Here is a 12287-nt window from a genome sequence, read left to right as displayed (position 1 = left end):
CAATCTGAATGGATCAACTTTTCAAGTAGACTGGATTTTTTACTTAATTTCGAATGAAATTTTGTGATTCTTTTTGAAATCAAAGAAAAACCAGAAAAAATTAAAAAGACTCTAAAATCATTATTCGATTTTAAGAGAGATATAGGGGTAAAGATATTCCTTATACCGAACAGAACTACATGGCGTAGATCCAAAAAGGCAAAGGAATTTTATCAAAATAACAAGCAGTGGTTGAAAATACTATTTTTCCCTCCAGCTGCTCCAGATAGAAACCCAAAAGAATTTTGCCGGAAAACAACAAGAGAAAAGATAACATCAATAAAATGAGGTTTTGCCATTTTTCACATAATCCCTTTATTTCCGCTAATATTTAACAGCATAGCTTATCTCGTAAAAAATTTACCTAATAACAACTTAAAATCCATTTAATTTGTTATTTTTATCTATAATTAAAATTGAAGTAATAAATAACTCATTAATTAGGAAATAAACTTCATTTAAGCTTTCAAAACATAATAAGTATTTATGTTTTTATGTAATTTATGGAAATAAGTTGCAATAAATTCTAATTTTTGAAGTAAATGTAATATTATATCAATTTTTGAGCTTAACTCGTATTCAAAGACATTTTGAAGTATTATTTTAGAGGCTTTAAAGGTAATTTTTTATCAAAATAAGTGATTTTGACCGATTTTTTTGCTTTTAGAGTATTTTTATCAATTTTGGTAGAACCTCAAATCATTCAAAAATATTAAAGTATTGAAACAAGAACTGGATGACTTCTGGCAGAGACGTACATTTATTGTCAAGGGCGGTTAACTTTTTTGAGACTTTTTATTATTTTCTGGTTTTTCGTTTTCCCTCTATATCGTGCAAAACAATAAAATTTTAATTATATTGATATATTTTTTCTATTTATGGGAAAAGGAAACATTGCAATAGATAAATCAATGATAAAAACGATAGTTGACGGCAAAATAATAATTCCTTTGCCAAAAGTTTTGGTTGAAAATCGATACTATCCTATGTTCTCTATATTCTCCCCTACTCAGTGTGATAGTTGTGGAAGTAAATTACATGTTAACTCTCATCACACTCGTTTTATTATATCACGTTACGGCACTATATCTCTCAATGTTACATACTGGCTTTGTCCCACTTGTAAGAAACATTATCATGATCGGGTTATTGGTGTTCAGGGTTCTGCAAATTACAGTTCTGAATATTATGATACACAAATAAATGTCAGATACGATGGACGATGCAGTCTGCACAATTCTCGGCGAATTGGGGAAACATATACAGAAGGAGTAATAAATGTCTGTGGAAGAGCTCCTTGTCCCACTTCATTGTGGTTATATGAACAGAAACTAGCAAAACTTTCAAAGCAAGAACTTTTGAACCAAGGAGTTAGCTTTGAAGAAACATTGTATGTTGATGGGAATTGGATCAAGAATGGATGGAAAAAAAAGCTTGAAGAATTTATTGGAACGAAACTCACAAAGAAAGAATGGAAAAAAATGCGATATAAATCTGTTTACGTTGTTGCTACCAAAGAGAAGGTCATTTTAGATTTTGAAGTAACTGAGAGGTTACCAACAATTGAGGCTCTGATGCCTCTTTTTATACGAATAAAGAACCGATTTCCTGAAGATAAAATCAAAAAGATTGTTTCTGATGAGGATAAAGCGATCATTGGAGCCGTAAAAATGGTCTTTCCTGAAGTGACTCATTCTTTTTGTGTGTTTCATCAATTAAAAAACGTTAGTAAGAGGTATTATGAGGAATTCAGTTCTGTTGAAGAGATTCCAGATAACGATAAGATTACCTACAATGAGATATCTCAATTGATACTTTCTGATACGGTTATCAGTGCTGTTGCGCATATTCAGAAGATACGAGAATTTAACTCTGATCTTGAACTTTCTGAAGCGTCTCATAAAGCGATTTCTTATGCCGAAGAGATTTTCAGCAAGAATGTGAGCTTCTTGAAAAAAGGTTTTACACCTGAGACAGATAATACAATGGAACAAATATTTTCTTTGATATGTGATATAGTAGACAAAGTAAGGTCATTCAAAACCGATAATGGACTAACTAATTTTTGTTACAATCTATTTACTTTTTTCAACAAACGGTGTTTCAGCACTGGAAAATGGAAAGGTTTCTCACCTTTAATGAGAGCAAGATTCCAATATGGATAATGCTAGAATTGGAGAATAATTAGTTCTTAAACTTGATGGCTTATAGCTGTAGCTGTCGGAAATTCCCACAAAAATAGTTCCACAATTTGGAAAATTTTGGTGGATGCTTGTGTGAATGAATCAACATTTTTAAATGAGTGAATTGATTTGCTCAAATTGGGATAAAATTTTGTGGTTGTCTTGAGATTGAAGAAAAACCAGAAAAAATTAAAAAGACTCACTTTTTTCCATTTTGGGCGGTTTAGAATTTGCCAACCTTTTAATATAAATTTTACTCAATTTTTCATAAACTTTTAGAAATTACTGGCATATATTTCCTGTTTTTATTCCCTGTTTCTTCCTTTCTTTCAGCCTGTAACTTTCCCCTTTGATGTTAATCGTAGTTGAATGGTGGAGAATCCTATCAAGTACAGCAGCCGCTATTACATGGTCCTTGAATATCTCTCCCCATTCTCCATATGATTTATTTGATGTCAAGATCGTTGAACTCTTTTCATACCGTCTTGAGATCAGCTGAAATAGGCAGTGAGCTCCTTCTTCGTCAAATGGGAGATACCCTATTTCGTCAATTATCAGCACTTTATATTTCATCAAGTCCCTTAGTTTCTTTTCAAGCATTCCTTCTCGATTTGCTATTTTCAACTTCTCGATAAGGTTTCCTGTATTGGTAAAGTAAACCGAAATCCCTGCTTTTGCTACTTCAATCCCAAGAGCGATTGCAAGATGAGACTTTCCAACTCCGGGAGGACCAAGGAAAACGACATTCTCTGAATTATGAACAAATCTCAAGGTTGCAAGGTCTTCGATTGCTTTTTTATCAATGGATTTCTGAAATTCAAAATCGAATTCCTCAAGAGTCTTTTTAACGGGAAAAACTGCACTTTTCATCCTTCTCTCAATTGCAACAGCTTCTCTGTGTTTCTTTTCCTGTTCAAACAAGTAATCAAGGACTTCCATTGTTGTCTTGTTGTCCCTTGCAGCAATTTCAAGGTAGTTATCCAGAAGCTCTTCGATAGAATTAAGTTTCAGGTATTGCAGGTTATTGTGAAGTCTCTCATAGGTGAAGTTGTTCATTCAAAACCACCTTCACTAAATATTTCATAGACATCAAGAGACCTTTTTTCAACTTCGGGATCTGAGAACTTCAACGGGATCTGTGAATCTTTTTTGCATTTTGAGTTCTCTTTAAGAATCTCACTCAGGAGACCCTGGAAATGTTCCTTTTTCCTTGAAACTCTGCAGTTTCCAGGAAGGATTTCATGTTCACAGACTTTCTCATAATCAACATAGACCTCGAATATTCCTTCAAGGATCTGAAGCTCTGCAGTTCTCCCTGCAAACCTGTAAGGAACAGAATACTTATTTCCAAGGAACGAAATATAACAGTCTCTGGAGACCTTTCTGGTCTCCTTATGGACAACTTTGTAAGGAGGAACCTGATCCAGAGGGCTCAGTTTCTCCTCCTTAAAGCGTTCAAGAGGGATTTGATAGGTTGTTCCGTGGACAGTTGAATTTACCCTTTCCAACCATCTGTGAACTTGGGCGTTCAGGTCTTCGAGAGAGGTAAACCTTCTTCCAAGGAAGAAATCCCTCTTGACGAAACCGACTGTATTTTCAATTTTCCCTTTTGTCTGAGGCCTGTAAGGCCTGCATAACCTTGGAATAAAACCAAAGCATTTGAAGAAATCCTCAAACTGTGGGTTCCATTCGGAATCTGATGATTTTAAGGCTCTTTTGATAACAACCTGTTTCATGTTATCATAGAGGATCTCCTGTGTAAATCCTCCAAAGTACTCAAAAGCGTTCAGATGACACTGAATAAGAGTGGGAGTGTCTATGCTCAGTGTAAATTCAACATATCTCATTCTTGAATATCCAAGAATCATGTTGAAGCAAAAGAGTTTCTTTACCTTTCCATCAACCTCAACTGTTCCCATCTCTGCCCAGTCAACCTGAGCCTGTACACCTGGTTTTGTTTCATAGCGGAGTACAGCAGGGACTCCCTGTTTAGGTCGGACTTCTCTTACGAAGTCCTTGACTATGGTTTTTCCTCCATCAAAACCCATTTCTTTGATTTCCCTATAAAGGCGAACAGCAGTATAAGGACCTTCTTTGAGTTTTTCTTGTATGTAAGGTTTGAAAGGATCAAGTTTACTCGGTTTTGGCGGACGTTTCTGAGGTTCTGGGGCAGTTTTCTTTTTAAGATATTTCCTCACAGTTTCCCTAGCATAACCTGTTCTTCTAGAGATCTCACTGATGCTGAAGCCTTGTGAATACAAATCTCGTATCAATAGCCATTCCTCCGTTTTCAGCATTATCTACAATCCTCGAACTTTTCACAAGGATTGAGAATTGGAAGTTTTTAAACCGCCGAAATTGGAAGATTCTTAACCGCCCTTGACATTTATACACAAAATGCCATACTATTTAAATGGTGACTATATATACCTATCTCTTTGTGTTAATTATGATTATTGTGATTTCCATGAATTATATTTTCTGATAACGATAGAATATTAGTTTAAATATTTTTATAGCTCGAAGATAACCTCAAATGTTGGTTTTATAAGGTTATCGTCAGAGTAATAATTAATCAACAAGTATATGAAATTTTAAACATAATGGAGATTATATAGATATTAGAGATTTGAAAAATGAACCCAAAAGTCGCCATCATAATTCTCAACTGGAATGGTTGGGAAGACACCGTAGAATGTTTAGAGTCTGTTTATCAAATCGAGTATCCCCTTTACGAAGTTATAGTAGTCGATAATGGCTCAAAAGATGGCTCTATTCAAAAAATAAAAAACTATGCTGATGGAAAAACTAAAGTTAAATCTACATTCTTTAAGTTTTCCCAGGAAAATAAACCAATTTATGTCAAAGAATATTCTAAGGCTGAGCTGGAAAACTCAGTTCCAATAAAAGAAACAATTACAAATCCAGTTTCAAGAAAAAATTTGATTCTTATAAAAAATGATAATAATTATGGTTTTGCTGAAGGAAATAATATTGGTATTAGATTTACTTTAAACAATCTCAATCCAGATTACATTCTCTTACTTAATAACGATACCGTTGTTGATCCTTATTTTTTAAATGAAATGATAAAGGTGGCAGAGAACGATTCGCATATAGGAGTACTAGGGCCAACTGTATACGAATATAAAAACCCTTTTGAAGTTCAGTCTGCTGGTGCAAAAATTTATTGGAACAAGGGTGAAGTAGTTAATCTGACATCACGTGAAAGTAAATATTCTGACGAGCCAGAGGATGTCGACAGTGTAATAGGTTGTGCATTACTTGCAAAAACTGAATTATTCCATAAAATTGGGTATCTGAATAAAGATTATTTTGCATATCTGGAAGAATCTGAGTGGTGCGTACGTGCTCATAAAGCATCCTATAGAATAGTTTACGTACCAATAGGGAAGATATGGCACAAAGGTGGAGCCACAAGTAATAAAATAACTGGTTTTACTCTTTATCATTACACAAGAAATCGATTTTGGTTCATGAAAAAGCATGCATCAAAGAGCCAGTATGTCTCTTGCCTAATTTATTTTTTTGGATTTCGAATGTGGCTTGTTGTTGGTGGCATTTTTTATCGTCAAAGAACTAAGGAAATGTTGCCATCTCTTATTTCATTCTTTAAGGGGATTAGAGATGGAATTATGACCTGAGGTTACATTTCTCTGTAAACTTTCAATGTTTTTTTTGCTGAATTCTCCCAGCTAAACATTTTCGACCTTTCCAGTCCTTTTCTGATCATTTCTTCTTTGAGTCTCTCATTGGTCAGTACTTCATACATCTCTTCAGCAAATTTCTCAACATCATAAGGGTTTATCTGAATTGCAGCATCTCCCACAACTTCAGGTAGTGAGGATGTGTTTGAGGTTATGACGGGGGTTCCGCAAGCCATTGCTTCTAAAGGAGGTATTCCGAATCCCTCATACAAAGATGGAAATACGAACAAGTCTACAGCATTGTATATTTCTGCCAATGCGAGTTCCGATACATACCCTGCAAAGATAATGTCTTTCTGCAGGTTTAAAGACTCTATTTGTTGAATGAGTTTTCTTCTTACTCCAGGATAATTTGGCATCCCAACTTTTAATAATTTTACTTCTGGAATTCTTTTCTTTAAGTTGCTGAATGAGTTTATTATAAATTGAACGTTTTTTCTCGGCTCTTCGGCTCCAACATAGAGAATTACTTTCTCGTTATCCTTTATCCCATATTTTTTTAAAATCATTTTGTTTCTATTTCGATAGTACAAATTATGATCCACTGCGGGATGTATGATCTCAATATTTTCTTCCGGATATTTTATATATTTACCAATTTCCTTTTTGGAGAATTCTGATACAGTTATTATTTTTTCTGCTTTCCTTAATCCTTTTCCATTAAGTTTCCAAACAGGGCTCTGGGTCTTATAATATGATATCGGTATGATGTCGTGGCAAGTAACGATGGTTCTTTTTAATTTCATCAATACTAGGAGAAATGCTAGATCTTGACGGGTCACATGCTTAATATTATTCTTAATTACTTTTTTTTTTACAATAAATGGATATACAGAATATTCTACAATTTTATTAATTCCAGTTACTTTTGATATATTAGGATATTCTATCCGATTTAATTTTACATTTTCTAACCTCTTATGAATCTCACTTTGATATTTTGACATCCCGAATATCTCATCTGTTTTCAGGCCGTTTATATAATCTATTTCCATATTTCGTTTCCTCTAAAACCTGGGAATAATTCATAAAATTTCTTCCCTAACTAAATAATATATTATTTATTCTGAATAATTATTTCAATGTCTTTGTATAGTTTCTCGATTCTCACTGAAATATCATTCCAGTCAACTATTCCTTTCAGTCTTCCAGAATTCCATTCTCCTTCATTTATCTCAAGTTTTTGAAGAGTTTCTATCACTTTTATCACTTTTTTTACTGTTACCGGGTTTTCAATCCCCACACAGTTCTTCCCATCCACAAACTCTTCAAGCGCACTTCCTTTTGCAACCACACAGGGAGTCCCTGCAGCCAGCGCCTCTGCAACTGTTATTCCATATGCTTCATGAGAAGAAAGCATCAAAAACACATCAGATGATGCATAACATTCAAGCAGTTCTCTTCTTGACAGGTTTTTTAACCACTCAACCCTCTCAGATACCCCCAGGTCCTTTGCCATCTCGTGGAGTTCTTCTTCATAGGGTCCCTTTCCAACAACCCTTAGCCTGAAATCCCGGAGCTCAGGCAGACTTTGAATAATGTACTGTACTCCTTTATATTCTTCCAGGCGGCCCACATATAGGAGGATTTTCTCTTCATCTTTCTTTTGATGGCGCTTCAGGTGTTCAAACTCTTTAAAGTTAATCCCGTTTGGAATTTTTACCGTTTTTCCCTGAACCCTGAAATCGGATTCAACAAGTTTTTTTTCGTACTCAGACACACAAATTATCGTGTCTGCCCGTGAAAAAATAATATTTCCTAAAAATCTGTACGGCTTATGCAGCAGGTTTCTAAAAGCGGTATGCCCGCTCCGGTGATAATGTGGGGTAAACACAAATCTTCTTTTACGTTTTCCCAGGGCTGCAAATAACGCCGGAAGTGCGTGATAGCTATGTGCGTGAATCACGTCATAATTGTGTTTTTTAAGATAAAAATAGATCTGAGGAGCAAAATAGTATGCATTGCCGGGGGCAAAAGACCTGAACCTGATAATCTTTACCCCGTTTATGGTGTCCCTTTTGTTCAATTTTCCCGTCGGGTCTGTCGTTATGACCTCAACGTCGTGCCCTGCCTTGGCCAACCTCTCGCTAATCTCTTTGACATGCGTTTCTACTCCTCCAATATCAGGGAAATAGCGGGGGCAAATCTGGGCTATTTTCAAAACTGAACCTCTCTATCCAGGTACTTATACAGTCTAATGCATTAGCTTAATATAAAGATAATGTGATAGTTAAGGTCAATGGCATCCCACAAAAGCATTTGCATAGTCGGACCTTCTAAGCGTTTTTTAAGTGGTATCAGTTATTATACAATTCGTCTGGCAAACGCGATGTCTGCGGAAAAAGATGTCTCTGTTGTCTGCTTTCGGCAGCTCCTGCCAACCTTTCTTTTCCCAGGTAAATCTCATGTAGGAAAAGACATTTCAGACCTGAGTTTTTCACCTGAAATTTCCGTTTTTGATGGAATGGACTATAATAATCCTTTGACGTGGGTCCGAGCATACAATTTTATTCAATTACATAAACCTGATGTCATAGTTTTACAGTGGTGGACTTCTTCAGTTGCGCACATGCACCTTTTGCTTAAGTTCTTTGCAAGTGTACTTAACAAACCTAAAATAATCATTGAGTTCCATGAAGTCGTGGACCCTTTTGAAGAGTCTATACTACCTATCCGTTTATACTCAAAAATAACGGGAAAATTGCTCCGTAAAAACCTTGATGCATATATTACCCATTCCGAATCTGACAAAAAGCTTGTTGCAGAAAGGTATGCAATTGCCCCTGAAAAAATCCATGTAATTCCTCACGGCCTCTATGACCAGTATGGGAAAGTGCTTGACAGTAAAGAAGCAAAAAAAACTCTCTCAATAAAAGAAGAATTTGTTATCCTTTCTTTCGGTTTAATTCGCAAATACAAAGGTATCCCTTATCTTATCAGGGCTTTCGAACAGCTTCCTGCTGAAATCCTTGAGAAAAGCAAACTACTGATTGTCGGAGAAATCTGGGAAGACCGCAAAGAACTTCTTGACCAGATCGAAGCTTCCCCTTACTCCGGCAGGATTACGATTGTGGACGAATATGTCCCCGATGAAAAAGTAAGCCTTTACTTCAGCGCTGCAGATGTGGTGGTCTTGCCCTACCTTAGAGCTTCCCAGAGCGGAATTGCGCATATAGCCATGTCTTTTGGAAAACCGGTTGTGGTTTCTGAGGTAGGCGGCCTGAAAGAATCTATGGCTGGATATGAAGGTACTTTTTTTGTTCCCCCCGGAGATGTAGAATCCATCCGGCAAACTATTCTGAATCTTCTTGGAAAGAACGAGTGTTATGAAGCTCCGGATCAAAAATGGGATAAAATTATAAACCGTTACATCGAATTAATACAATCTATTTAATTTTCTTTTGGCATAAAGGTACTTGCAATTATTTTCATTATTTGTGCTTGCTATTCGAAAGATATGTGTTTTCTGTAGCTACATATTAGTTTCACTTCCTGAAGGGGATTACTATGAGTTCTCAGGATCGTCCCACATCAACGTTTAAGTCTAAAATAAAATCCAGATTGCCTTGTACTCTGGTAGTTTCGATAATCGGTTTTATAGCTTTTTTGATCAGAATACGCCCCTCAAATTCGGTTTTCCTCTCCAACGGGTTTGTAAGGTTCGGGGGTAACGACCCTTGGTACCACATGCGGACCTTAAATTTTCTCCTTGAAAACTATCCCAGCAGGGTGTTTTACAATCCCATGACCAACTATCCTTATGGGAGTTACATCCATTTCGGTCCTCTGTTTGACCAGATGATGGCTATAACCTCTCTGCTCCTTGGAATGGGAAGTCCCGATCAGAATCTGATTACTACTGTGGGAGCTTATTTCCCTGCAGTGCTTGGAGCCCTTACTGTCATTCCTGTTTATTATATCGGAAAATATCTCGGAGGTCATAAAACCGGGATACTTGCTGCAATCCTGATAGCTTTTGCTCCGGGGCAATTTTTGCACCGTTCCGTCATAGGTTTCACGGATCATCATGTATCTGAGACTTTATTCAGTACTTTTTTCATGATGTTTTTCATGCTGGCTTTGATTTCTGCAAAGGAAAAAGGGTTGCGTTTCGAGCATGTAATTACCAAAAATCTCGATGCCCTTAAAGAGCCACTTATATATTCCATCATGGCTGGTGTCATGTATTCGGCTTACCAGCTTTCGTGGCCCGGAGCGTCTCTTTTCTTATTGATCACTCTGGTTTATGCTGTGATCCAGTATGTCCTTGATAATTTCCGTGGTGAGTCAAGTGACTACCTTGGGATTGTAGGAACGGTTACATTTCTTGTAAGTTCAATCCTTATCCTTCCCTTTGTTCATCCTGAAATGGGCTTTTCAATGTATTATTACTCCTGGTTCCACGTAGTTACAGCTTTAGGAGCGTTGGGGATTTTTGAAGTTTTAAGTTTTATTGAAAGGGAGTTCAAAAAAAGAAACTTGAAGGCTTATTATTTACCTCTGGTAATATTCGGAGCTTTTATTTTTGGGCTTATTGCAGCAAAAATTACGGTTCCATCTCTTTATTCGCTAATCATAAACGCTCCTCATTCAATTTTTGGGATCCAGACAGGGGGCCCCTCTACAATTAGGGAAGTTACCTCCATATTTTACCCCGAGGGGGGATTTTCATTTTCAAGAGTGTATGAGTATTTTACAGCTCCCGCTTTTTTCGCCTCAATCGCCGGAATGATCCTCCTGACGGCAAATATCGTCAGGAAACCAAGACCTGAAGAGCTGCTGGCTCTGGTATGGGGCTTTTTAATTTTCATGGCAATCTATGGCCAGAACCGTTTTGCATACTACTATTCAGTAAATGTTGCGGTTATGGGGGCGTATCTGGCAGGGAGGTTCCTTGAACTTGTAAAATGGGGCAGGCTCGAAGAAAGCTTCGGGACCAATGTAAAATCGCTTAAGGATTTCCCAGGTTTCTTCAAATCCGTAAAAATAGAACAGGTCTTTGCAGTTCTTGTCATATTCGTGGTGCTCGTTTTCCCGGAGTACTCCTCTTCAATGGCACAGACAACAGGCACTGGAGGTCCCAACGGACCATGGATTGAAACCTGCCTGTGGCTTCAATCCAATACTCCTGATCCGGGCATGGATTACAATGCAATCTACGAGGCTCCTGAGGACGGAGAAACTTTCGATTACCCTGAAACCGCTTACGGAGTCATGTCCTGGTGGGACTACGGGCACTGGATTGAAACTATCGGGCACAGGATGCCCAACGCCAACCCCTTCCAGGCTGGAATTGGGGGGCGCAGAGGAAGTATTGAAGACGAGAACCAGCCAGGAGCTTCTACATTCTTTACGGCCCAATCCGAAGAAGAAGCAACCGAAGTGCTTGAAGCCGTTGATCCTGATCCGGATAAATCCGGGGCTCGTTATGTGATCTCAGACATAGAAATGGCTGCTTTATATGATGGGAAATTTTTGGCTATGGCTACCTGGACCCTTGATTCCGAAGGGTACTATGCCCAGTACCAGATAGAAGGTAACTCTCAAATCCTGCCTACAATGCGTTATTACAACTCGATGGAATCCAGACTTCACTTCCTTGACGGAAATGGTTTAAAGCAGTATCGACTGGTTCACGAGTCCTGGGCGGGTCAGAGTAACGAGGTGGCGTACAAGAAGATCTATAATCTCTTTTACGGAGGCAACGTTTCCGAAGAGGATAGCGGGTATGTTAAAATCTTTGAATATGTAAAAGGTGCAAATATAACCGGGACCGCTGCTCCTAATGAAACGGTAAAAATAAATACAACAATTCTGACCAATCAGGGCAGGACTTTTGAGTACTCCCAGTCTACAACTTCGGACTCTGAAGGCAGGTATAAGTTTACCGTTCCCTATTCTAGCGAAGGTCCTACTTCCGGGGAAACCCGGTTCGATACCGCACCCACAGGTCCGTATGTCGTAAGCTACGGGAATACGACTAAGGAAGTAAGGGTTAATGAGGAAGCCGTGTTAAATGGAGAAGAAGTGAAGGTTTGAATACGTCTGAAGCATATGTTTGAGGAAGCAGTTTGATTTTTTTAACTTCTTCTATTTTTATCTTCTATTTTTATCTTCTATTTTTATCTTCTATTTTTATCTTCTATTTTTATCTTCTATTTTTATCTTCATTTTTATCTTCTATTTTTATCTTCATTTTTATCTTCATTTTTATCTTCTATTTTTATCTTCCATCTTTAATCTCTATGGATGCTCTAATCTGAGTTTTACTAAAAAAGCCGGTAATTTTTTACAGGATATCTCTTTATTTATCTGATTTATCCGTTATTTAGATATA

The 12287-nt window shown here is 37.2% G+C and carries 8 protein-coding genes and 1 pseudogene; 5 read left to right on the top strand and 4 right to left on the bottom strand.

What is annotated here, in order from left to right:
* Positions 1–111: 111 nt before the first annotated feature.
* Positions 112–324 (top strand): annotated as a pseudogene (locus tag MA_RS19600) (IS630 family transposase); the annotation flags it as partial.
* Between the two features lie 593 nt (positions 325–917).
* On the top strand, positions 918–2204 hold the full coding sequence (locus MA_RS19595) for a transposase (RefSeq protein ID WP_011020086.1): 1287 nt from the start codon (positions 918–920) through the stop codon (positions 2202–2204).
* A 300-nt stretch (positions 2205–2504) separates the two neighbouring features.
* Here the strand turns inward: MA_RS19595 and istB are convergent, their stop codons facing one another.
* Both istB and istA read right to left on the bottom strand, forming a co-directional pair.
* Positions 2505–3278 carry an IS21-like element ISMac3 family helper ATPase IstB gene (gene istB, locus MA_RS19590; protein ID WP_011020063.1) on the bottom strand — a complete coding sequence of 258 codons (774 nt, stop codon included), beginning with the start codon at positions 3276–3278 and terminating at the stop codon, positions 2505–2507.
* Positions 3275–4519, bottom strand: coding sequence for an IS21-like element ISMac3 family transposase (gene istA / locus MA_RS19585; protein ID WP_011023663.1), 1245 nt, complete (start codon positions 4517–4519; stop codon positions 3275–3277). Before istA ends, istB begins: the two co-directional genes overlap by 4 nt.
* A 339-nt stretch (positions 4520–4858) precedes the next feature.
* On the opposite strand from istA, the gene MA_RS19580 reads away from it, so the two are divergent.
* Entirely contained in the window at positions 4859–5887 is a 1029-nt protein-coding gene (locus tag MA_RS19580; protein WP_011023662.1) for a glycosyltransferase family 2 protein, read from the top strand.
* Positions 5888–5889: 2 nt separating this feature from the next.
* On the opposite strand, the gene MA_RS19575 is transcribed toward MA_RS19580, so the two are convergent.
* Positions 5890–6945: a glycosyltransferase family 4 protein gene (locus tag MA_RS19575; protein WP_011023661.1), complete on the bottom strand. Its 1056-nt coding sequence runs from the start codon at positions 6943–6945 to the stop codon at positions 5890–5892.
* A gap of 62 nt (positions 6946–7007) precedes the next feature.
* Positions 7008–8111 carry a glycosyltransferase family 4 protein gene (locus tag MA_RS19570; RefSeq protein WP_011023660.1) on the bottom strand — a complete coding sequence of 368 codons (1104 nt, stop codon included), beginning with the start codon at positions 8109–8111 and terminating at the stop codon, positions 7008–7010.
* 78 nt (positions 8112–8189) lie between these two features.
* Here MA_RS19570 and MA_RS19565 point away from each other — a divergent pair, with 78 nt between their 5' ends.
* Both MA_RS19565 and MA_RS19560 read left to right on the top strand, forming a co-directional pair.
* Positions 8190–9344 (top strand): glycosyltransferase, encoded by a 1155-nt coding sequence (locus MA_RS19565; RefSeq protein WP_011023659.1) that lies wholly within the window; start codon positions 8190–8192, stop codon positions 9342–9344.
* A 113-nt stretch (positions 9345–9457) separates the two neighbouring features.
* A complete protein-coding gene (locus tag MA_RS19560; protein ID WP_011023658.1) occupies positions 9458–11989 on the top strand; it encodes an oligosaccharyl transferase, archaeosortase A system-associated in 2532 nt (843 codons plus the stop codon).
* Positions 11990–12287 lie beyond the last annotated feature (298 nt).

Origin of the sequence: Methanosarcina acetivorans C2A, assembly GCF_000007345.1 — an archaeon.
GTDB lineage: Archaea > Halobacteriota > Methanosarcinia > Methanosarcinales > Methanosarcinaceae > Methanosarcina > Methanosarcina acetivorans.
The sequence above is the reverse complement of the archived record's forward strand: the minus strand, read 5'-3'. Positions and strand labels throughout refer to the sequence as shown.